Consider the following 20,875-nt stretch of genomic DNA (forward strand, 5'->3'; position numbering starts at 1 on the left):
ATGGCCTTCGCGCTCGACCGCATCCGGGTCGGCTCCGCCCCCGACTCCTGGGGCGTCTGGTTCCCCGACGACCCCCGGCAGGTGCCCTGGGAACGCTTCCTCGACGAGGTCGCCGAGGCCGGCTACTCGTGGATAGAACTCGGCCCCTACGGCTACCTGCCGACCGACCCTGCCCGGCTCACCGAGGAGGTGACCAAGCGGAACCTCAAGGTCTCCGCGGGCACCATCTTCTGCGGACTGCACCGCGGACCCTCCGAGTGGGACTCCACCTGGGAGCAGGTCAGCCGGGTCGCCGCCCTCACCCAGGCCATGGACGCGCGGCACCTCGTCGTCATCCCGTCCTTCTGGCGGGACGACAAGACCGCCGAGATCCTGGAGCCCCCGGAGCTCACCATCGAGCAGTGGCGCAACCTCACCACGGGCATGGAGCGCCTCGGCCGTGAGGTGAAGGATCGCTACGGCCTGGACATCGTCGTCCACCCGCACGCCGACACCCACATCGACACCGAGGAGCACGTCGAGCGGTTTCTCGACTCGACCGACTCCGACGCCGTCAACCTCTGTCTGGACACCGGGCACTACGCCTACTGCGGCGGCGACAGCGTCAAGCTGATCGAGACCTACGGCGAGCGCATCGGCTATCTGCACCTCAAGCAGGTCGACCCGGAGATCCTGGCCGACGTCGTCAAGAACGAGATCCCGTTCGGCCCGGCCGTCGCGCGCGGTGTGATGTGCGAACCGCCCGCCGGCGTCCCGGAGCTCGGTCCCGTCCTCACGGCCGCCCAGAAGCTGGGCGTGGACCTGTTCGCCATCGTCGAGCAGGACATGTACCCCTGCGAGCCGGACAAGCCGCTGCCCATCGCGGTGCGCACCCGCAAGTTCCTGAGGTCCTGCGGCGCCTGACGACCCGAGAGGACGGCCATGACCGAGCGCGCCCCACTCGGAATCGCGGTCATCGGAACCGGAAGGATGGGCGCCGACCATGTGCGCCGCATCCACGACGTCACCAGCGGAGCACGGGTCGTCGCCGTCGCGGACATCGACGCGGAGCGTGCGAAGGCCGTCGCCGCCCGCGTCGACGGCTGCACCGCCCACACCGACCCGGCGGCCGCGATGGCGGCGCCCGACGTCGACGCCGTCCTGATCGCCTCACCCGGCCCGGCCCACGAAGCCGCCCTGCTCGCCGCCTTCGAGCACGATCTGCCCGTCCTGTGCGAGAAGCCGCTCACCTCCGACGCGGCCTCCGCCCTGCGCGTCCTCGAAGCCGAACTGCGCCTCGGTCACCGCCGTGTCCAGGTCGGCTTCATGCGCCGCTACGACCCCGAGTACGCGAAGCTGAAGGCCCTGCTGACGACGGGGCAGCTGGGCCGTCCGCTCATGCTGCACAACCGGCACCGCAACGTCGCCAGCCCGCCCTTCTTCACCAGCTCCATGCTCATCAGCGACTCCGTCGCCCACGAGGCCGACGCGACCCGCTGGCTGCTGGGCCACGAGATCACGGCGGTCACGGTGCTGCGCCCGACCCCGTCGGCCAGCGCCCCGGACGCCCTCCAGGACCCCCAGTTCGTCCTCTTCGAGACCGATGGCGGTGCCCTCAGCGACGTCGAGATCTTCGTCAACTGCGGCTTCGGCTACCAGGTCCAGGCCGAGGTCGTCTGCGAGCGCGGCACCGCCCGCATCGGCGACGGCCACGCGCTGGTCACCAGCATGGCGGGCCGTTGGGGCGGCACCATCGCCCAGGACTGGACCGAACGCTTCGAGACGGCCTACGACCACGAGATCCAGACCTGGATCGACGCCACCCGCCGCGGCGAGGTGACGGGCCCGAGCACCTGGGACGGCTACGCGGCGGCGGCGGTGTGCGAGGCCGGGGTCCGGGCACTGGAGGACGGTGGCCGGGTGGAGATCGAACTGGCGGAGAAGCCGGCGCTGTACGCGTGACAAGGGGTTCGGGGCGCGGCCCCGGCCCGTTGGCGCATGTACGGTGAACAGCGTCGTAGAGGGGAGCGGTGATGGGCACGGCACGCGACCTGATGATCGTGGCGATGGACGGGGCGAGGAGCCGGCCGGTGACGCAGGGTGACCTGTCGCTCGGGCTGGCCGGAGCCGAGGTGTGCGACCTCCTCGCCGTCGAAGCGGTGGCGCTGGACGACGACCGCGTCGTCCCCCGCCTCCCGCCGTCCCTCGACGACCCCCTGCTCGAACAGGCCGTGGCCGGGCTCGTGCGCGACAAGCCCTACGAGACGGTCGAGGACTGGCTGTGGCGCAGGGGCCGCGGACTGGCCGAGCGGTATCTGAACGTCCTGACCGAGGAGGGGCTGGTCGCGCGGCCCCGCGCCTCCTGGCTGCCCTTCCGCGGCGCCGCCGGGCCGACGCCGGTCGACTCTCCCGCCCGGCAGCGCGCCAGGAACCGCCGGGCGGCCGACGAGCCGGTGCTCACCACACTCGCGGCCGCCGTCGGAGCGCGCGACGACGTGCCCGAGGACCTCGCCGTGCCCCACGGCGCCGCCCAGACCGTGTGCGCCGCGGTGGTCGGCGCCGTGACGGAGCTGGACGCCGTCCGCCGGCGACGGGCCGTCGAGAACGCGGCGTTCGCCAACGTCTGGCGCGGTGCGTGAAGCGTCGCGCCCGTGGGCCCGTGGGCCCGTGGGCCCGTGAGTCCCGGGAACGCGGCCGGACGGGCCCTGCGGACGGTGACCGCGCCGCACCGGCCGACCGCCCTCGTCCGCGGCCCGTCGGGATGATCGGGGGGCGGGCGCCGGGCCCCGCCCCGCCGCGGCACGTCAGACCGCCCGTACCTCCTCGATCGTCACCGGCCGGTGCTCCCGCAGCGACAGGGTGCACGCGTCGGCGATCCAGCCCGCCTCCAGGGCGTCCTCGATCGTGCAGGGGGAGGGGCGGGTTCCGGCGACGACCTCGGTGAACGCGGTCAGTTCGGCGCGGTAGGCGTCGGTGAAGCGGTCCATGAAGAAGTCGTGCGGGGTGCCCGCGGGGAAGGTCACGCCCGGCTCCACCGAACGCAGCGGCAGCTTGTCCTCCAGGCCGACGGCGATGGAGTCCTGGAAGCCGTGGATCTCCATGCGGACGTCGTAACCACGGGCGTTGTGGCGGGAGTTGGAGACCACGGCGAGGGTGCCGTCGTCGAGGGTGAGGATCGCGCCGGTGGTGTCGGCGTCGCCCGCCTCCTCGATGTACTCGGCGCCGCGGTTGCCGCCCACGGCGTACACCTCGGTCACCTCGCGGCCGGTCACCCAGCGGATGATGTCGAAGTCGTGCACGGAGCAGTCACGGAAGATGCCGCCCGACGCGGCGATGTACGCGGCCGGCGGCGGCGCCGGGTCCAGCGTGGTCGAGCGGACCGTGTGCAGCGGGCCGAGCTCACCGCTGAGCACGGCGGCACGGGCGTTGACGAACCCGGCGTCGAAGCGGCGGTTGTAGCCGATCTGGATCGGCACGTCCGTGCCCTGGACGGCCTTGAGCACCTCGACGCCCTCGGCCATGGTCCGGGCGACGGGCTTCTCGCAGAACACGGGCACACCCGCCGCGACACCGGCCAGGATCAGCGCCGGGTGGGCGTCCGTCGCGGCAGCGACCACGATGCCGTCCACGCCGGCGGCCAGCAGCGCCTCCGGCGAGTCCACGACGTCGGCCCCGAACCGCTCGGCGGCGGCCTTGGCGGCGTCCGCGAACGGATCCGTGACGACGAGGGAGTCGACGGCGTCGAGTCCGGAGAGGGTCTCGGCGTGGAAGGCGCCGATGCGGCCGAGGCCGAGGATTCCGATACGCATGGGGGTGTGCTCCTGGAGGAAGTGCGGGTTTCTTGCGGGGGGAAGTGCTCAGTCGAGTCCGCCGAGGACGTTCTGGTCCCAGTCGATCACCGACCCGGTGACCACCCCGGAGCGGTCCGACAGCAGGAGGACCACGAAGTCGGCGATCTCGTCCGGCTGGCCCAGCTTGCCCATGGGCAGTTTCGCGGCGGCTTCCTCGCGCCAGTCGTCCCCGGCCCCGTGGAAGGTCTTCTGCGTGGCGTCCTCGCCCTCGGTCGCCGTCCAGCCGATGTTGAGCCCGTTGATCCGGACGCGGTCCCACCGGTGCGCGTGCGCGGCGTTGCGGGTCAGGCCGATCAGCCCCGCCTTGGCCGCGACGTACGGTGCGAGGAACGGCTGCCCGCCGTGCGCCGACGAGGTGATGATGTTGACGACCGTGCCGGGCGACTCGCGCGCCACCATGTCCGCGACAGCCGCCTGCATCGCGAAGAAGGGTGCCTTCAGATTGATCGCGATGTGCTGGTCGAACAGCTCGGGCGTGGTGTCCAGCAACGTCCCCCGCGAGGTGAGACCGGCGGAGTTCACCAGGCAGTCGACCCGGCCGTACGTCTGAACGACCCGGGCCACGGAGGCCTTCGCCTGCTCTGCGTCCGACAGGTCGGCCCGGACGTACAGGGCCTTGCCGCCCGCGGCGGTCAGCTCCCGCACCAGGGCCTCGCCCGGCTCGGGGCGCCGCCCGGTGACGGCCACGACCGCGCCCTCCCGGACGGCGGCCCGCGCGATGGCGGCGCCCACCCCCTGGCTGCCGCCGTTGACCAGGACGACCTTGTCGTCGAGAAGTCCCATCGAAATCCTCAGCTCTCTCGGCGTCCGGCGCCGGCCCGCAGCTCCGCCCGGAACGCCTCCGGTGTCCACTCCTCGCGCAGCGCGCGCCGCATCAGGTCCGCCTGCGAGAGCGGGGCGAGACCGTCGACCGGCGGATCGCTGTCCAGGTTGGTCGGGAAGGGGTAGCCGTCGGCGCTCGCCGCGACGACGTTGTGCAGCCATGCCTGGTCGGCGCCCTCGGCCTTGCGCTTGAGGAGAACCGGGTACACGGCGCCCGCCAGGGCCACCCGGTCCACCGTCTCCATCGCGCGGCCGAACGCGGAGGACACCTGGAGCAGGTTGGCCATGCGCCGGATGTCCGCCGAGCGATTGGTGCCGGCCGCGTGGAAGAGGGCCGGGTTGAAGAAGACCGCGTCGCCCTTGGCGAGCGGGAGTTGCACCCGGTGCGCCTCGAAGTACGCCCGGAACTCGGGAAGCCGCCAGGCGAGGTAGCCCGGCTCGTACTTCTGCGAGTGCGGCAGGTACATCGTCGGACCGGACTCCACCGGCATGTCGCAGTGCGCGACCGCGCCCTGGAGCGTGAGCACGGGAGAGAGGCGGTGCACATGCGCCGGGTAGGCGGCGGCGACGTCGTCGGACAGGAAGCCCAGGTGGTAGTCGCGGTGCGCGGTCTGGGCGGCGCCGCCCGGGTTGACCACGTTCAGCTGGGAGGTGACCTGGTAGCCGGGACCCAGCCAGGCCGAGGACACCAGGGCGAGGATCTCGTTGGCGTAGTAGTCGGCGAATGCCTCCGCGTCGTACAGGGCCGCCTTCTCCAGCGCGTTCCACACCCGGTCGTTGGCGCCCGGCTTGGCGAAGTGGTCACCCGCCGTCGCGCCCGAGGCGCGTTGTTCGGCGATCAGCGCCTCGAACACGCCGGTGGCCCGGTCCACGACGTCCGGGTCGGGAAAGGCACCGCGGAAGACCACGATGCCCGGCCCGTCGGCCAGCGCCCGCACCAGTTCGGCCTGGACGACCCGGTCGCCCTCCAGCAGCCCGCAGTCGTAGACCGGCACGTTCCGCTCCACGGCGGAGGCGTGCGGAAAGTCGGCGGGATCGGTCGCCTGCTCGACCAGCGCGCGGAACGCGCCGAGGTCACAGTCCTGCTCGGACAGCCAGGCACGGTGGTGCAGGGAGGTGATGGACATCGTCGTCCCTTCGGGGGTCACTGGAGCGACGCAGCCCTGTCATTCTTGTCAGTACAAACCCCTCGAACAACCAGCAGCAAGCCATCAAAAACCCCTCAAGGAGCCGGCGCATGGGCCACCCGTTCCCGATCCGGGAGATCGCACGCCAGGCGGGCCTGAGCGAGGCGACCGTCGACCGGGTGCTGAACGGCAGGGGAGGAGTGCGCGAGAGCACCGCACGCGAGGTCCGCCAGGCCATCGCCGATCTCGACCGGCAGCGCACCCAGGTCCGGCTCGTCGGCCGGACGTTCATGGTCGACATCGTGATGCAGGCACCCGAGCGGTTCACCACGGCGATCAGGGCCGCCCTGGAGGCCGAACTGCCGTCCCTGCGCCCGGCGGTGCTCCGCTCCCGCTTCCACTTCCGCGAGACCGGCCCGGCCGCGGAGCTCGTGCGGATCCTGGACCGGATCGCCCGCCGCGGCTCGCAGGGCGTGATCCTCAAGGCCCCGGACGTTCCCGAGGTCACCGCCGCCGTCGGCCGGCTCGAAGCCGCCGGCGTCCCCGTCGTGACGCTGGTGACCGACCTGCCCGCCAGTGCCCGGCTCGCCTACGTCGGCATAGACGACCGGGCGGCGGGCGCCACGGCCGCGTATCTGATGGGCCAGTGGCTGGGGGACCGCCCGGGCAACATCCTCACCAGCCTCAGCAGCGGCTTCTTCCGCAACGAGGAGGAGCGGGAGATGGGCTTCCGCAGTGCCATGCGGGCCCGGCACCCCGAGCGCACGCTGGTCGAGATCGCCGAGGGGCAGGGGCTCGACGCCACCCAGTACGACCTCGTCCGGGCCGCGCTGGAACGCGACCCGGACATCCGCGCCGTCTACTCCATCGGCGGCGGCAACATCGCCACCCTGCGAGCCTTCGACGACCTCGGCCGTGCCTGCGCCGTGTTCGTCGCGCACGACCTCGACCACGACAACACCCGCCTGCTGCGGGAGCACCGCCTGTCCGCCGTGCTCCACCACGACCTGCGCCAGGACGTCCGCGAGGCCTGCCACACCGTCATGCGCGCCCACGACGCGCTCCCGCCGGCGGGGCCGACCCTGCCCTCGGCGATCCAGGTGGTGACGCCGTACAACCTGCCGCCGCAGGCGGTCGTGTGATCCGGGCGGCACCGCCTGGCGTGGATCCGCGAGCACCGCTCCCGCGGCGCCTACCGTCGGGCCCATGTGGACATCGCGCCCCGACGGCGGGCCGGACCGGTTGCTGGCGCTCGCCGACGGCGTGTTCGCCATCGCCATCACGCTGCTCGTCCTGGATCTCTACGTGCCGCGGGGCCTGGAACCCGACGAGTACCGGGAGGCCCTGCGCCGGGTGCTCCCCGACCTCGGGGCCTACGCGCTCAGCGTCGCGGTGCTCGGCAGCTTCTGGCGCGACCACCGCAGGATCTTCCGCGGGGTGCGGGAGGTCGACGGACAGGTGATCATCCTGTCGGTCCTCGGCCTGGGCGTCGCGGCCCTCGTGCCCTTCCCGACCCGGCTGCTCGCCGAGTACGGCGACCGGCCCGTCTCGGTCGCCGCCTACGCGGGGGCCGTCGCCGCGCTCGGCGCCTGCCACCTGGCGGTGGCCGCCGTCCTGGCCAAGCGCCCCTGGCTGCGGCACGACACGCCCGCCGAGGCGGCGGCCACGCTCTACCTCCTGGACAGCGCCACGATCGTGGTGGTCTTCCTCGTGACCGTCCCGCTCGTCTTCGTGACCGGCCCCACGATCATGTGGCTGTGGCTCGTGCTCGTCCCGGCCAAGGGCTACCTGGGGCGGCGGCACCAGGCTCACGGCTGAGAGGGCCGCTTCACGCGCGCCCGGCCACCTCCGCCCACCTGCCGCTCCGCGCCGAGCGGGCCATCGCGTCCAGGGCGGCCGCGCTGCGCACGGCGTCCGTGAGCGTCGCCCCGTGCGCGGTGCCCTCGGCGATCGAGCGGAGGAAGCGGTACGCCTCGATGACCTTCAGGTCGTCGTACCCCATCGCGTTCGCCGCTCCGGGCTGGAACGCGGCGAACTCCCCGTGCCCCGGGCCGACGTAAACCGTGGTGACGGCCTGGTCCTGGTACGTCGTGCCGCGGCTGATCCCCAGCTCGTTCATGCGGCGGAAGTCCCAGAAGACGGCGCCCTCGGTGCCGTGCACCTCGAAGCCGTAGTTGTTCTGCTCGCCGACCGAGACCCGGCAGGCCTCCAGGACACCGCGCGCCCCGGAGGCGAAGCGCATCAGGCAGCTGACGTAGTCCTCGTTCTCGACCGCGCCGAGTTCACCCCCGGCGGCACGGCTGTGACCGGCCGTGGCACCGGCCGGGCGGGCCCGCTCCGGGAGGAAGACGGCCGTGTCGGCCGTCAGGGAGGTGATGTCGCCGAGCAGATGACGGGCCAGGTCCACGCCGTGCGAGGCCAGGTCGCCCAGCACTCCGCTGCCGCCCCGCTCCCGCTCGTACCGCCATGTCAGCGCGCCCTCGGGATGGGCCGCGTAGTCGCTGAACAAGCGGACGCGGACGTGCGTGACCGTGCCGATCTCCCCGGAGGCGATCAACTCGCGGGCCGCCTCGACGGCGGGCGCGTTGCGGTAGTTGAAGCCGACCGCGCCCTGCACGCCCGCCGCGGCCACCGCGTCCGCGACCGCACCGGCGTCCTCGGCGGTCAGACCCACCGGCTTCTCGATCCAGACGTGCTTGCCCGCCTCGGCCATGGCGACGCCGATCTCACGGTGCAGGAAGTTGGGCGCGGTGATGCTGACCGCCCGCACCCGTGGGTCGGCGGCCACCTCGCGCCAGTCGCGGGTCGTCGAGGCGAACCCGAACTGCGCGGCGGCCTCCTCGGCCCGACCCGGCACCTCCTCCGCGACCGTGACCAGCTCCGGAACGAGGGGCAGCTGCGGATAGTGGTGCCGCACGCGCGCGTACGCCTGGGTGTGCACGCGCCCCATCCAGCCGAATCCGATGACGGCGACGCCGAGCGTGTCCACCATGAGAGCCCTTCTTTGGACCGTTCCAGAACCTGTCCGGGCCACCCTGAGCGTGGTTCGCCGACGCTGTCAACCCTTTGACAAGCGTGGCGCCCCGTGGAACGGTCCATCCCATGAGACCGCCGACGATCCGTGACGTGGCCGCCCGGGCCGGCGTCTCCAAGTCACTGGTCTCCCTGGTGCTGCGCGGCTCCGACCAGGTGCGCCCCGAGAAGCGGGACGCCGTGTTCCGGGCCGCCCGGGAGCTCGGCTACCGGGCCAACGCCGCCGCCCGCAGTCTCAGCGAACGGCGCACCCGCACGGTCGGTGTGCTCCTGAACGACCTGCGCAACCCGTGGTTCGTCGACCTCCTCGACGGCCTGAACTCCCTGCTGCACGCCAACGGTCTGCACATGCTGCTGGCCGACGCCCGCCTGAACCGGCGCACCGGGCAGGACCCGGCCGACCCGCTGATGGACCTGCGCGTCGACGGCCTGGTCGTGGTCGGCACCCTGCCCGACCCGGCGGCCCTCGGGGCGGTGGCCGAGCGCGTCCCGGTGGTGCTGGCCGGCTCGCGGGAGAAGGCGCCGCCGGGCGTCGACGTCGTGGCGGGCGACGACGAGCGGGGCGCCCGGCTGGCCGCCGAGCACCTGATCGGCCTCGGACACCGCCGTGTCGCGCACATCGCCGGCTACGGCGCGGTGGGTGAGCTGCGACGCCGCAGCTTCGAGGCGGCGATGCGCCGGCACGGCCTCGCGGACCAGGCGCTGGTCGAGCCGAGCGACATGACGGAGGAGAGCGGTTACCGCACGACCGTCCGGCTGCTCAGCCGCCCCGAGCCGCCCACGGCCGTCTTCGCCGTCAACGACATCGCCGCCATCGGCGTGCTCTCGGCGGCCGCGGAGCTGGGGCTGCGCGTTCCGCGCGACCTGTCCGTCGTCGGCTACGACAACACGAGCGTCGCCCGGCTGCGGCACGTGTGGCTCACGACGGTCGACAACACCAGCCACGAGGTCGGCCGCCGCGCGGCCCGCTGCCTCCTGGAGCGTTTCGAGGGCGCGAGGGACGAGGGCCGGGTCCACCTCGCCGTCCCCACGGTGGAGATCCGCGGATCGACGGCGCCTCCGCCCTGATCGCGCACCGCGCTCAGAGGTTGACGGCGTAGGCCTTGCGCAGGGTCTCGTGCACCGTCCACGTCGTACGGTCGCCCTCGCGCAGCACGGCGAGGTCGCCGGGCCCGACCGTGAGCGTCGGCCCGTCCTCGACCTCGATCGTCGCCCGGCCGCTGATCACCACGAACAGCTCGTCGGCCTCGGTGTCGGTGACCACACCGGGGGTGATCTGCCAGACGCCCCGCACCTGACGGCCGTCCGCCGACTCCCACACCACCTTCCCGGTCACCTCGGGCGTCCCGGAGGCGATCTGCTCGGGCGCGAGGGGCTCGGGTTCGAGTTCGGCGTCGGGGACGTGAAGAACGAAGCTGTGCGTCATGCGGCGACCCTAGCCGTGGTGAGCGGGGGAGCGGCCTCGACAGAGTGTGGGGTGCCGGGGGGACCGGGCGGACACTCCGTCGCCCCGGCGCCGCGACCGCACCGCCCCCGCGCCGCGCTGCTCTCGATACGGCACCGATGTCCGCCGCAACCCCTATGCCCTGGTCGGGAGTTCCCGCCGACTCGCGTATTGTTTGCGGCATATGCCCGGGAGTTGAGGTACGCCGGGTCTGCGATCGCGCGAGCGAAGGGGGACAGCACGTGGACGAGACGCGGCACCGGCCCGTGAGGCGAGCCGAACTGGCCGGAGGTGCCGTCACGGCCCTCCTGGCCCTCGCGGCCTTCGCGGGCCATGCCACCAAGACGGGGCTCCCCTGGTGGGCCGTACTCGCCGTCGCCGTCTCGACGGCGGGCCTCGCGGGCTGGACGGGCGCCCGGATCGGCCGCCGCGGTCCGCGCGACGAACCCCTGGACCTCGGTGACCGCGAGCTCGTCACGCACTCGTTCCGGGAGATCCGCGACGCCGAGCTGCCTCCCCGTATGCGGTAGAGTCGACCTGCGTGATCACGCGGCTCGCCCGCGCGAGACGCATCGGGACGTGGCGCAGCTTGGTAGCGCACTTGACTGGGGGTCAAGGGGTCGCAGGTTCAAATCCTGTCGTCCCGACTTTAGGAAGTCGCAGGTCAGGGGTCGTTTCAAAGGAGATTTGGACGGCCCCCTGATCATTCTTCGGGACCCGCTGAGGGCCAGCGCACTTGACGGAACTGAAGCGTATTTCGACCCAGTCAAGGTACGTTATTTCCTCTGTTGACGTGCGCCCATTCCGCCGTCCGCGGGCCGATGCCCGGACGGTCGTGTCCATCCGGCGCCCCTGTCGGCAGCGGCCTGTGCTCGTGCCTGTGTTCCGGGTTCCGACCAGTGAAGATCCAGCCACTTGTACGTTGCTGAGCACGGAGCCGATGCGGGTTGTCGGTTCGTGTCCTCGTGCTGGTCGTGGGCGGTTCCGGGCTCACCGTGGACGCATCGCGGTGCGCGTCCTGGGGGAAGTCCACCCAGGACGGGGCCTTGTCCGGCATCCGGTGGTTGCTCCAGGAGTCCGAGCTGAACGCTCCACACATCGAGGTGGAGTTGCTCCATCCCGGCATGCCGAGCGGCCATACATCCCCGCCCGTCGGAGCAGCCTTGCGAATGTCGTCGTACAGGGTGCCATTCGCTCTCCTCTCTTACGCAGTACGAGTGAATGAACCGATGGTTCCATTCGGGGCCGGTCGCGAGTCCTTACGGTTTCTGAGTGGGTCCGGGACTGCGGGAGAGGCCCTGCGGACGGGGGACCGGGTGGAGAGGCGCACCTGATGTCGGGGTTGGGAAAGTCACCGGACGTGCTCAGGCTCCGGGCGGGCCGCTGCCATCGCACCTGGGCACGAACCTGGGGCACGGTCGGCGTGGCATGTCTGGTGGCGACAGTGCTGATGTTCGGCGGGTCGTGGGCGGCCGGGAGCGGGGCGGAACGGATCGTGGCTCTCGGGCCGTCCACCGGTAGCTGGGTGTTGGCGGCCTCCTTGATGCTCCGCGTGAGGGGAACGGGCGGACGGGTGCGGACGCGTGTGCTGCTGTTGGGGGGTTCCGCGGTTGCCGGAGGTGTGTACCGGGGAGCGGTCACCCTGCTGTCGGCTCAGCCCGCGGCTTCGGGACGGGACGTGCGATCGTTGCTGGGTTCGGTGGTGGTCACCGGAGCCACGCTGACGGTCGGCCTGGGGATGGCCGGTCTGGTGGTCGCGGCCGATGCCGGTACAGGTCGGCACGTGTTGCTGCGGCGCGTGCTCGACGGGGCCGTCACAGCCGGGGTCGTGTTCATGACGGTTTGGGTCCTGCTGCGGGGGGCCGGTGACGGCTGGCGGCTGGGCACGGGGATGGTCGGTGTCCTGTGGGCCGCGGAAGTCGTGTTTCTGAGTTATCTGTTCGCCCTGCGCCGTCTTGTACGGAGCGACCGGAGAGCCACCGTGTGGGTCGGGATCGCCGGGCTGTCGCTCATGCTGATCGGCGATACCCTGCGACTGTGGACGGTCGGCCCGCACGGCCCTGAGGTGATGTCCTGTCAGCTGATCGACATCTGCGCCACCGCGGGACTGCTGGTGGCCGCAGTCGCCCCTTGGGTACCCGGCGGGGCGAGCGCCCTGGGCACCGCTCAGCCCGCGCTGCGACGGGGGATGGAGGGTGCGGCGGCGTTCATTCCCCTGACGGTCTGCACGGCCACGGCGTTGGGATACGTGCTGGCTCCGCCTGCCCGAGACCCGGTGCCGCTGCTGGTCGGCGGAACGGCCCTGCTGGGGCTTTGGGCTCGCCAGAGATTCCTGCCGGGCGAGGACACCGGACACGGCGACTGAGTCCTCGTGCGGCCGTCCTCTCCGTCAGAGGTCGAGCACCGGCCGCCGGAGCCGGGCCGGTCACCGGCCCACCATGCGCTCGACGCCGCTTTGTGTCGGGGCCGGTTTGAGGTCCACCTGCACCCGGTGCACCGAGTCGTGGCTCACCGCGCCGCCGAGGCGAGCCTCCACGACGCCCAGGCGCAGCCCCGCGCCGCCCTCACCGGCCCGGTGGAACTGCACCGAGAACTCCACGCTCACCTGTTCGACGGTGAACCGCCAGTCACTGCCCGCACCGTCCCGCTCCGCCTGGGCCAGTTCCGTGCGAATCGAGTCGATCGCCTGTGCAAGACCGATCGGTTCGGACTGATTTGCCGTCATGTCTCTTCCCCCACACGGCGCTTGCCTGATCCGGCCAGGGCATGAGTCTAGTCCCGGCGGGTCCTGATGCGTAGCGTGAGGAGGATGGGGGAACTGGCTGCGGACTGGCGGGTGCGGCTGCGGTCGGGGGGAGCTGCGGGCGAGGTACGGGGCGCCGGCGTTCTCATCAATGCGCGGACCGTCCTCACGTGCGCGCATGTGCTCCCGGACCCGGACGCGGTGATGTGGGTCGAGTTCGTGGAGAATCCGGGCGTCGAGCCGGTCCTGGCGCGCGTCGCCGACAGCGGCTGGCTGCCGGACCTGCCGGACGGCGGCGGCGAGGACGTCGCGGTGCTCCACCTGGACAGTCCGCGCCCACAGGCCCGCCCGGCCGTCCTGTCGACGGAGCTCACCGCGGGGCTCGCGGTCACCGTGACCGGGTACGCGGAGCGCTTCGACGACGGCATGGTGCTCACCGGGACCGTGCGTGGCCTGAGGGGGCACCGGGTGCAGTTCGACGCGCGGCACCGCAGGGAAGTGGTGCGCCGCGGGTTCAGCGGGGCCGGGGCATGGGCCGTGTCCGCGGACGGAGAACCGGTCGTGGTGGGCATCGTGGTCAGCTGGCGGGGCGACCTCGACGAGCCGCTGCCACAGGACAACGTGCTGGCGTACTCGTATCTGATCCCCGTCGCGCGCATGGCGGACATCTCCCCGGCGGTGCGCGAGATGGCACGTCCCGACGCGTGGGACCGGGGTTTCGACCGACGGACGCGGCACTGGCTGGCCGACCCGTCCGGCACCCCGGTCAAGGTCAGCGTGGTCGGGCGCGGGGGCGGCCGGGAGCGGACCCTGCGCCACCTGGAACACCTCGCCGACTGCGTGCACCGGCCTGCCGACGCCTCCCGGGACGAACTGATCGACCGGCTCCTGGGCGGAGTGCTCGCCTTCGCGCCCGGCGACTACCCCGCGTGCCGGGAGTGGCTGCTCGGCCGGGGCGAGCGTCCGGCCCGTGACTCCCCCCACGCTGCCGGACCGGGCCTCACCGTCCTCGTCGACGGTGTGGACGAGGCCCGCAGTCCCGCCCGCCTGGCCGGGCTGCTGGCCCGGCTCGTCGCGTGCGGCGTGCGGCTGCTGCTGGTGTTCCGTGACAGCGGCGGACCGGGATGGCGGGAGGTGCGCGACCTGGTGCTCGAGCCCGCCCTCTTCGCCTATGTCGATGAACTGCTGGCCCGTGGAAAGGACTGGGAGACCCGCCGCGCCCGCGAGGACGGGATGGTCGACGCGGAGTCCCTGCGCCACGCGACCGCCGCCATCGCGGACCTGCTGATCCGCCGGGAGGCGATCACGGCCCTGGCCGAACCGGCGCAACGGCTGCGCGCCGTGCGGGAGTTCGCGGACGAGCTGCGGACGGCGTATCAGGGGGGCGGATGAGGAGCGGTGTACGGGCCGGCGGCCGCCGCCGGACGTGCGAACCGCCGGCGGTCTGTGCTGAGCGGGGGCGCCGATGAGCGGCGCGATCCGACGGCGTGACATCGGTGTAGCGACGGCGGCGGGGCGAAGACGGGGGAGGAGCATGCGCGTGAGTCGCGTGAGTACGGAGCCGTGCCGTCAGAGACGGCTCAGTGGAAGCCCCTGCGACGGGGGGATCCTGCCGACCGGGTACTGCGACCGGTGCGGCCGACGACGGGACGCGCGGCCGCTGCCACGGCTCGACGACCGGCCGCGGGGCCCCCGGCAACTGCTGGCACTGCCGATCCGCACACCGCGCTCGCCCGAGGAGCGGCTCGACGGCGGCGCTCACATAGCGGACCAGGCGCAGCGCTGCCGCACACCGGACTGCGGTGCCACGATCCCCGTCCTGCCCGACAGCCCCGACCGGCAGTACTGCCCGCGCTGCGGAAAGCCGCACGCCATGCGGCCCGACTTCTTGCGCGGCGCCACGCTCAGCGACCAATACCACATCAAAGGCCCTGTCGCCCGCGGCGGTCAGGGCTGGGTGTACCTCGCCGAGGACACCCACCTCGACGACCTCGTCGCCGTGAAAACCCTGCGGGACCGCTACGGCGCGCACGGCGCCGCCCTCGCCGACCTCGAACGGCGCACCCTCGTGGCCAGCCGGCACCCGTACATCGTGCGGATCCGCGACTTCCTCCCCTATGGGGCCCCCACGTCGGGCGAGGGCGCCCCGAACCCCGAACTTCGCGTCCGGGGCGGTCACATCGTCATGGAGGACGTCGGTGACCACACCCTCCAGTCCGTCATCGACGAGGTCCGCCGCGGACACGAGACGCTCGACATCGAGCACGTCGCCACATACGGCATCCAGATCCTGACGGCGCTCTCCCACCTGCACCAGCAGGACCTCCTGTACGGCGACATGAAGCCGTCGAACGTCGTCCACGTCGACGACCACGTCAAGGTCATCGACATGGGCAGCGTGCGCAAGCTTCACCAGACCGAGCCGCCGCCCCACGTGACGCCCGGCTTCCACGCTCCGGAGCTGGCCGGCGAACTCACCCTCGCGAACGACCTGCACACCGTCGGCGTGACCCTGCGCTGTCTCGCCGCTCCCGCCGTCCGCGACGACGTGCCCGGCCTCGGCACGACGTCGCTCGACGCCGTCATCGACCGGGCCACGCGGACCGTGCGGGAAGGGCCGCGCTTCAAGGACGCGGAAGAGATGGCCGACCAACTCAGGGGCACCCTGCGTGAGATCAGGGCGCTGCGCGGCAAGGGCGGCTCACCCGAGCCGTCCGGCTACTTCGACCCGTCGCCGGAATGGCTCGGTGAGCGGCTCGGCGACGTACCCGCCACATCCGACCTCGCGCGCCCCGACGAGGACCCCCCGCGTCGCGGTGCTCCGCCCGTCCTGCGCGTCCTGGACCACGGGCGGCCCACCCCCGTGGAGATCGCCCGACGGCTCCCCGTCCCCAAACCGTTCCCGAAGGACCCGCGGACGCCGGAGTTCGGCGTGAGCGGGGGCTATGCCCGCACCGTGCGGCTCCGGCAGACCCCCGACGACGAGCCCTCCGCGGAAATCTGCCTGCACAACGTCCGCGTCGCCCTCGCCACCGATCCCGCACCCCCCGACGTCGACGCGGCGGAGGCGGAGTTGGTTGTGGCCGAGGGCATCCCGGGGCCCGAGGAAGTGCGGCGCTGGCGCCTGGAGTGGCATCGAGGGCTGATCGCGCTCGCCCGGTTCGGCACGGGCGCGTCGGGGCGGCCCGCCGGCCTGGCGGCGGACCTGGCCGAGGCGTGCCGGAGTTTTGAACTGGTCCGCGCCGACCTGCCGGGGGAGTACGCCCCGAAACTGGCCCTCGCCTACGCCTACGAGTGCGCCGCCCACGCGGCAGCACGGGCACCGGACGCCGCCGCGGCACGGGCCCGGGCCCGCGATCTGTTCCACGCGGTGCATCTGCGCAACCCGGCACACTGCGGCGCCGCCCTGGGCCTGGCCCGTCTCGCTCTCGACGAGCACGACCGTGACCAGGCACTGGCCGCCCTCGAACGCGTGCCGCGTGGCACCCGTGGCCGCACCCTGGCCCAGCGGGCCGCCACCCGGATCCGGGCCGCCTGCCTGGGCCACGGTCCCGAGGATCTGCCCTCGCCGGAAGCCGCCGAGGCGGTGCTCGCCGCACACGTCGCGGACCGGAACCGCCCCTCACAGGAACGGGAGCTGGTCCTCGCGCCGCTCGACGAACTCCGGCTGCGCATCGAGGTCAACGAGTGGCAGCTCGTCGCGCTGCACCTGAAGCACGCCATCACCGACGCGGGCGAGGCCGCCTCGTGCCGCCCGCACCCCCTGCGCCGCTGGTGGCGCCGGTGGCGCCCCGCGCACGAACCGACCCCCGACGAATGCCGGGCGCTGGAGGTCCGCGTCCTGCTGGAGCGCGACTACCTGGATCTCGCCGCCGCCGACCCGGACTTCAGCGAGGCACTGGTGGAGCGCGCCCACGCCGTCCGTCCGACGACCTTGACATGAGACGCCGCCGGTGTCCGAGCCGCCGTACCACAGCACCCGACAGGAGGACCTGATGAGCTCTTCGGCCGAGCCGGACCCGATGCCGCCGCCCGGCGGCGGCGAAAGCGCGGGGCCCTATACCACCACCCTCGTCGTCGACGTCGACGAGCCCGAGCTCGTACCGCGGATCCCGGGCGAGTCGGTCAGGCTGCTCGCGCAGGTGAAGGTGACCGTCTTCGACCGGGCACAGGGAGACCACGCGGACCCCGGGCAGCTCGCCCTGCTCATCGCGCTCGACCTCGCCGAACACCGCAGGGAGCGCATGATGACGGCGATGCGGGCAGCGCTCGCCGCCATGCCCTCAGGTGTGTCGTTCGCCGTGCTCACGGCGGCCGGCGGGCGCGGCGACGGGCCCGTGCGCTACTACCCGGCGGAACCCGGCGTATGGGCGCCGGCCGACCGGAAGCACCGGGTCAACGCGGCCTTCGCGACGGGCGCGGCCCCGCTGGCCGCCGACGGCGCACGGGCACTCACCGGTTACGAAGGATGGCTGGCCGAGGCCCGGCGGACGTTCGCCGGGTGCGACCGGCCGCTGTGCCGGCTGCTGCTCGTCACCGACGGGAGCACCGGATACGAGGACGCCTCGCTCACCGAGGAACTGACGGCCTGCGGCGCCCGGTTCACCTGCGATGTCGTGGCCGTCGGCGCGGACTGGGACTACCAGCCGCTGGAGCGGATCGTCAGCCGTCTGCGGGGGACGGCTGACGCCGCGGGACCGGACTTCGCCGCCGAGCTCGCCGCGGCGGTCCGACGGGCCTGCCGCCGGGCCGTCCCCGCGCTGCCGCTGGAGGTCACCGTGCGCCCCGGCGTGCGCGTCGAGTCGTTCGTCCAGTTCAAGCCCCAGCACCTGGAACTCGCCGCCGAGCCGTCGTCAGGAGCGCACCGTCACGTGTTCCACGCCCTGCCGTGGGATCCGGTGGGTACCGGCAGCGAGTTCCTGCTCGACCTGCGCGCCGACGGCGCCGGTGATCCGCTCGGCGAAGTGCTCCAGTTCGCCATGGTCTCGCTGGGCCCCCGGCACGAGGCCGTCACCGCCTGCTGGCGTGATCCCGGCCTCCCACCCGCACGGACCGCCTCCGGCGCGAGCGACGAGATGCCCGGTGACAGCAGCCGCTTCCTCGACTCGCAGAACCGGATGATCGCCCATCTCAAGAAGGGACTCACCTCCTTGGGAGCCGGTCGAAGAGCGGACGCGGAACGGCACCTGGGTCAGGCCGCCGCGGTGGCCCACCGGCTGCGGGTGCGCTGGGTCCTCGACGAGATCAAGGCCTGGGGCGACATCCACGACGCCGCCGCCGGTTCCGTGAGCGTGCACCTGCCCGCCGACACCCACCGGGTCAGCGTCACGCTGCTGCGCCTCGGCGCCCGGTCGGCGACCGGCGGCACGCGCCGCACGGCGGGTCGGCAGCGCACCGTCTGCCCCCGCCCGGACTGCCGGGAGCCGGCCGTCCCCGGGGCCTTCTTCTGCGTGCGCTGCGGAAAGGAACTGTCGTGAGGAGAGGGCGCGAGCAGCGGCCCGGCGCGGCCCGGCGCGGCGTGAGCACACGACGGCTGCTGTTGCGTCACCTGTGGGCCTTCCTCGGCTGCGCCGCCGTCGGCGTCAGTCTGCTCACCGCCGTGGCCGTGCCACAACTAGACGTCCGCGTTCGGGAGTTACGCGACAATGTCGCGCCGTCGGTACGGGGCTCGGCAGCCGTCAGGCTCGCCGTGCTGCGTGCCGACGAGGCGGCCCAGCACTCGATCAATCGGGGGGTCGCCGGTACGGTCGGGGCGGGTGAGACGGCCCAGAGCCAGCTCGCCGCCGCGGACCAGGGCCTCACCCAGCTCGCGGACCACGTCGGCAGCGGCATGGATCAGGACATCTCCGCGGCCAACGGCCTGCTGGAGGCCTACAGCAACGCCATCACGCTCGCCACGGTCAAGTACCAGGCGGACGACGAGATGCGGAGCGAGAAGCTCGCCGAAGCCCACGCCCTGCTGGAGCGCCCGGACACCGGTCTGCTCGACCGCCTCGACAAGGTCGCCAAAGCCGAACGACACCGGGCCGGCGAACTGTCCGACCAGAGCGTGCTGTTGACGGCCTCCTGGGTGGTGGCGGCCGCCGCGCTGGCCGCCGCCGCCACGGTGGCGGGCCTCGCGTGCGGAGTCATCAGCCGGCGCTGCGGTCGGCTGCTGGCTCCCTGGGTCCTGGCCGGCGCCGCCGCTCCCCTGGCGCTGGCCACCGTGCCGGCCTTCCTGGCCTGGCGTACCGCCCAGGGCCTGAACTCCGCACGCGACCATCTCTCGGAGATCCTGCGCATCGCCCCGAGGGACTCGCTCCCCGGAAGCGCCGGGGACCTGACGGCCGCGCAGCAGCAGGTCGCCGCCGCCGGCCTGCCCGACCTCTCCGTGTTCGGCTGGTGGAACGGTGTCTACGTCGTCGTGGGGCTGGCCGGCATCTGCGCCGCCGTCGCCGGTCTCGTCGCCCGGCTCACCACCGACTACCCGGAGCGCCCGGTCGACTGGTCGTGGGCGCGCGGCTCGTGGAACCGGGTGACCCGCACGAAGGGACGCCGCTGGTTCGCCGCGGCAGCCGCGTTGGCCGTCCTGGCGGCGATCGCCACCCCGCAACTCCTGGAGCGGGACCCGGTCGTCACCGTACTCGGCCCGTGGACGGGCAAGGAGGAGGAGCGCTTCCGCGGCCTGATGAAAGCCGCCGGCATCCGCGTCAGCTATCAAGGCACCCCCGCCCAGCGCGAGGTGCTGCTCTCGCGGGTCCAGGCCGGTGACCCGCCCGACATCGCGATCATGCCCGGCATCGGGGAACTCGCCCAGTACCGTGCCGAGAAGCACCTGAAGCCGCTCGACGACCTGGTCAAGGGCCTGCCCTACGCGGGGCCCTGGCGCCCGGACGGCAAAGGCCACACCCACTGGTGGCCGGTCAACGCCAACCTGAAGAGCATCGTGTGGCAGTCCCGCGACGCCGTCGGCCGCCCCGACACCCCGTCCTCCTGGTGCCTCGGCATGGGTGAGGACGGCGCCGCCGGATGGCCCGGCACCGACTGGATCGAGGACATCGTGCTGCAGCGGGCCGGACCGGACGTCTACGCGGACTGGGCCCGCGGCACCGGCAAGAACGCCGCCACGGTGTGGACGAAGGGACCGGTACCGGAGGCATGGCGGCAGTGGGCGGATTTCCTCGCCACCGACCGCCGCCGGGCAGAACAGGCACTGACCACCGACTGGCGCGGCCCCGGCGCTCTGCAACGGCGCAACGGCACCGCCTTCCGCGAGACCACCCCCCGCTGTGCCCTCGAACACCAGGGCTCCTTCGCGCAAGGTGACGACGGCGCCCACCTCACCGACGCCGCACCCCTGCTCCCCGGCGGGCCGTACCGGACACGGGCCTATGAGGTGTCCGGCGATTTCGCCGCGCTCTTCAATGACAGGAAACCGGCCCGCAAGGCGCTGCGCGCCCTCTTCTCCGAGGACGGGCAGGAGAGATGGGCGGGCCAGGGCACCATGTACTCGGCGATGCTCCCGGTCATGACGGAGATCGCCGACCACGGCGCGGTGGACTCCACCGCCCACGCGATCTACGCGAGGTTCCTGCAGACCGAGGTGCCGCGCTGCCTGGACGCCTCCGACGTCATGCGGCCCGCCGTACGGGACGCGTTCCACGAGGCGGTGCTGCAGACCGTGGCCGCCGTGGCCAGGGACGGGAAGTCCGCGAACCTCGACGCCATCCTGGGCGGCGTCCAGAAGGTCCAGAAGGTGACGAACCAGGACCAGGACATCGAGGAACTCAGGGTGTGCAGCCAGGGGGCTTCTGATGGATCTCCGCGGCGTCACGACGCCCGGCACGCACGCTCGCCGCACGCCGTGAACGGACAGGTGGCTCCGCCACATGACCGT

18 protein-coding genes and 1 tRNA gene are annotated in these 20,875 nt (G+C 72.7%); 13 read left to right on the forward strand and 6 right to left on the reverse strand.

Annotated features, from left to right (window positions below):
• The 3 genes from ABTX62_RS33095 (at window position 1) to ABTX62_RS33105 (ending at window position 2,618) form a co-directional block, all read left to right on the forward strand.
• Window positions 1-903 (forward strand): sugar phosphate isomerase/epimerase family protein, encoded by a 903-nt coding sequence (locus ABTX62_RS33095; protein ID WP_352119630.1) that lies wholly within the window; start codon window positions 1-3, stop codon window positions 901-903.
• Window positions 904-921: 18 nt separating this feature from the next.
• On the forward strand, window positions 922-1,941 hold the full coding sequence (locus ABTX62_RS33100; protein ID WP_352119631.1) for a Gfo/Idh/MocA family protein: 1,020 nt from the start codon (window positions 922-924) through the stop codon (window positions 1,939-1,941).
• A gap of 71 nt (window positions 1,942-2,012) precedes the next feature.
• On the forward strand, window positions 2,013-2,618 hold the full coding sequence (locus tag ABTX62_RS33105; RefSeq protein ID WP_352119632.1) for a GOLPH3/VPS74 family protein: 606 nt from the start codon (window positions 2,013-2,015) through the stop codon (window positions 2,616-2,618).
• A gap of 165 nt (window positions 2,619-2,783) precedes the next feature.
• Here ABTX62_RS33105 and ABTX62_RS33110 read toward each other — a convergent pair whose 3' ends face one another.
• The 3 genes from ABTX62_RS33110 to ABTX62_RS33120 are packed head-to-tail and all read right to left on the reverse strand — an operon-like array spanning window position 2,784 to window position 5,779.
• Window positions 2,784-3,788: a Gfo/Idh/MocA family protein gene (locus tag ABTX62_RS33110; protein WP_352119633.1), complete on the reverse strand. Its 1,005-nt coding sequence runs from the start codon at window positions 3,786-3,788 to the stop codon at window positions 2,784-2,786.
• Window positions 3,789-3,836: 48 nt separating this feature from the next.
• The gene (locus ABTX62_RS33115; protein ID WP_352119634.1) at window positions 3,837-4,613 is read right to left on the reverse strand and encodes an SDR family oxidoreductase; all 777 of its coding nucleotides are present in this window, start codon (window positions 4,611-4,613) and stop codon (window positions 3,837-3,839) included.
• Between the two features lie 8 nt (window positions 4,614-4,621).
• Complete coding sequence (locus tag ABTX62_RS33120; protein WP_352119635.1) at window positions 4,622-5,779, reverse strand: phytanoyl-CoA dioxygenase family protein; 1,158 nt, start codon at window positions 5,777-5,779, stop codon at window positions 4,622-4,624.
• A 110-nt stretch (window positions 5,780-5,889) separates the two neighbouring features.
• Between ABTX62_RS33120 and ABTX62_RS33125 the strand changes: the two genes are divergently transcribed.
• Window positions 5,890-6,921 (forward strand): LacI family DNA-binding transcriptional regulator, encoded by a 1,032-nt coding sequence (locus ABTX62_RS33125; RefSeq protein ID WP_352119636.1) that lies wholly within the window; start codon window positions 5,890-5,892, stop codon window positions 6,919-6,921.
• Between the two features lie 64 nt (window positions 6,922-6,985).
• Window positions 6,986-7,597, forward strand: a complete 612-nt coding sequence (locus ABTX62_RS33130; protein WP_352119637.1) for a TMEM175 family protein — start codon at window positions 6,986-6,988, stop codon at window positions 7,595-7,597.
• A 10-nt stretch (window positions 7,598-7,607) separates the two neighbouring features.
• Here ABTX62_RS33130 and ABTX62_RS33135 read toward each other — a convergent pair whose 3' ends face one another.
• Window positions 7,608-8,771, reverse strand: coding sequence for a Gfo/Idh/MocA family protein (locus ABTX62_RS33135; RefSeq protein WP_352119638.1), 1,164 nt, complete (start codon window positions 8,769-8,771; stop codon window positions 7,608-7,610).
• Between the two features lie 110 nt (window positions 8,772-8,881).
• Here ABTX62_RS33135 and ABTX62_RS33140 point away from each other — a divergent pair, with 110 nt between their 5' ends.
• Window positions 8,882-9,880, forward strand: a complete 999-nt coding sequence (locus ABTX62_RS33140; RefSeq protein WP_352119639.1) for a LacI family DNA-binding transcriptional regulator — start codon at window positions 8,882-8,884, stop codon at window positions 9,878-9,880.
• A gap of 13 nt (window positions 9,881-9,893) precedes the next feature.
• Here the strand turns inward: ABTX62_RS33140 and ABTX62_RS33145 are convergent, their stop codons facing one another.
• Entirely contained in the window at window positions 9,894-10,238 is a 345-nt protein-coding gene (locus ABTX62_RS33145; protein WP_352119640.1) for a cupin domain-containing protein, read from the reverse strand.
• A gap of 260 nt (window positions 10,239-10,498) precedes the next feature.
• Here ABTX62_RS33145 and ABTX62_RS33150 point away from each other — a divergent pair, with 260 nt between their 5' ends.
• The 3 genes from ABTX62_RS33150 to ABTX62_RS33160 all read left to right on the forward strand — a co-directional run bounded on the left by ABTX62_RS33150 (window position 10,499) and on the right by ABTX62_RS33160 (window position 12,621).
• Entirely contained in the window at window positions 10,499-10,786 is a 288-nt protein-coding gene (locus tag ABTX62_RS33150) for a hypothetical protein (protein ID WP_352119641.1), read from the forward strand.
• A 43-nt stretch (window positions 10,787-10,829) separates the two neighbouring features.
• A tRNA-Pro gene (locus ABTX62_RS33155) sits at window positions 10,830-10,903 on the forward strand.
• A gap of 1,091 nt (window positions 10,904-11,994) precedes the next feature.
• Complete coding sequence (locus ABTX62_RS33160) at window positions 11,995-12,621, forward strand: hypothetical protein (RefSeq protein ID WP_352119642.1); 627 nt, start codon at window positions 11,995-11,997, stop codon at window positions 12,619-12,621.
• A 60-nt stretch (window positions 12,622-12,681) separates the two neighbouring features.
• Here the strand turns inward: ABTX62_RS33160 and ABTX62_RS33165 are convergent, their stop codons facing one another.
• Window positions 12,682-12,981 carry a trypco2 family protein gene (locus ABTX62_RS33165; protein WP_352119643.1) on the reverse strand — a complete coding sequence of 100 codons (300 nt, stop codon included), beginning with the start codon at window positions 12,979-12,981 and terminating at the stop codon, window positions 12,682-12,684.
• An 84-nt stretch (window positions 12,982-13,065) separates the two neighbouring features.
• On the opposite strand from ABTX62_RS33165, the gene ABTX62_RS33170 reads away from it, so the two are divergent.
• The 4 genes from ABTX62_RS33170 to ABTX62_RS33185 form a co-directional block, all read left to right on the forward strand.
• Window positions 13,066-14,391 (forward strand): trypsin-like serine peptidase, encoded by a 1,326-nt coding sequence (locus tag ABTX62_RS33170; RefSeq protein WP_352119644.1) that lies wholly within the window; start codon window positions 13,066-13,068, stop codon window positions 14,389-14,391.
• 142 nt (window positions 14,392-14,533) lie between these two features.
• The gene (locus ABTX62_RS33175; protein WP_502998059.1) at window positions 14,534-16,942 is read left to right on the forward strand and encodes a protein kinase domain-containing protein; all 2,409 of its coding nucleotides are present in this window, start codon (window positions 14,534-14,536) and stop codon (window positions 16,940-16,942) included.
• 52 nt (window positions 16,943-16,994) lie between these two features.
• Complete coding sequence (locus ABTX62_RS33180) at window positions 16,995-18,476, forward strand: vWA domain-containing protein (protein WP_352119646.1); 1,482 nt, start codon at window positions 16,995-16,997, stop codon at window positions 18,474-18,476.
• Window positions 18,473-20,875 (forward strand): extracellular solute-binding protein (locus ABTX62_RS33185; RefSeq protein ID WP_352119647.1); only part of this gene is annotated, 2,403 nt, incomplete at its 3' end. The genes ABTX62_RS33180 and ABTX62_RS33185, both read left to right, overlap by 4 nt.

Origin of the sequence: Streptomyces sp. NPDC096046, from assembly GCF_040303285.1 — a bacterium.
Lineage (GTDB): Bacteria > Actinomycetota > Actinomycetes > Streptomycetales > Streptomycetaceae > Streptomyces.

Bases quoted from the DNA above. Each gene is read 5' to 3' on its own strand.
- ABTX62_RS33180 (WP_352119646.1), top strand. From the start codon at position 16,995: ATGAGCTCTTCGGCCGAGCCGGACCCGATGCCGCCGCCCGGCGGCGGC.
- ABTX62_RS33120 (WP_352119635.1), bottom strand. From the start codon at position 5,779: ATGTCCATCACCTCCCTGCACCACCGTGCCTGGCTGTCCGAGCAGGAC.
- ABTX62_RS33115 (WP_352119634.1), bottom strand. From the start codon at position 4,613: ATGGGACTTCTCGACGACAAGGTCGTCCTGGTCAACGGCGGCAGCCAG.
- ABTX62_RS33105 (WP_352119632.1), top strand. From the start codon at position 2,013: ATGGGCACGGCACGCGACCTGATGATCGTGGCGATGGACGGGGCGAGG.
- ABTX62_RS33095 (WP_352119630.1), top strand. From the start codon at position 1: ATGGCCTTCGCGCTCGACCGCATCCGGGTCGGCTCCGCCCCCGACTCC.
- ABTX62_RS33165 (WP_352119643.1), bottom strand. From the start codon at position 12,981: ATGACGGCAAATCAGTCCGAACCGATCGGTCTTGCACAGGCGATCGAC.
- ABTX62_RS33175 (WP_502998059.1), top strand. From the start codon at position 14,534: ATGCGCGTGAGTCGCGTGAGTACGGAGCCGTGCCGTCAGAGACGGCTC.
- ABTX62_RS33140 (WP_352119639.1), top strand. From the start codon at position 8,882: ATGAGACCGCCGACGATCCGTGACGTGGCCGCCCGGGCCGGCGTCTCC.
- ABTX62_RS33130 (WP_352119637.1), top strand. From the start codon at position 6,986: ATGTGGACATCGCGCCCCGACGGCGGGCCGGACCGGTTGCTGGCGCTC.
- ABTX62_RS33110 (WP_352119633.1), bottom strand. From the start codon at position 3,788: ATGCGTATCGGAATCCTCGGCCTCGGCCGCATCGGCGCCTTCCACGCC.
- ABTX62_RS33170 (WP_352119644.1), top strand. From the start codon at position 13,066: ATGGGGGAACTGGCTGCGGACTGGCGGGTGCGGCTGCGGTCGGGGGGA.
- ABTX62_RS33160 (WP_352119642.1), top strand. From the start codon at position 11,995: ATGGCCGGTCTGGTGGTCGCGGCCGATGCCGGTACAGGTCGGCACGTG.
- ABTX62_RS33145 (WP_352119640.1), bottom strand. From the start codon at position 10,238: ATGACGCACAGCTTCGTTCTTCACGTCCCCGACGCCGAACTCGAACCC.
- ABTX62_RS33125 (WP_352119636.1), top strand. From the start codon at position 5,890: ATGGGCCACCCGTTCCCGATCCGGGAGATCGCACGCCAGGCGGGCCTG.
- ABTX62_RS33100 (WP_352119631.1), top strand. From the start codon at position 922: ATGACCGAGCGCGCCCCACTCGGAATCGCGGTCATCGGAACCGGAAGG.
- ABTX62_RS33135 (WP_352119638.1), bottom strand. From the start codon at position 8,771: ATGGTGGACACGCTCGGCGTCGCCGTCATCGGATTCGGCTGGATGGGG.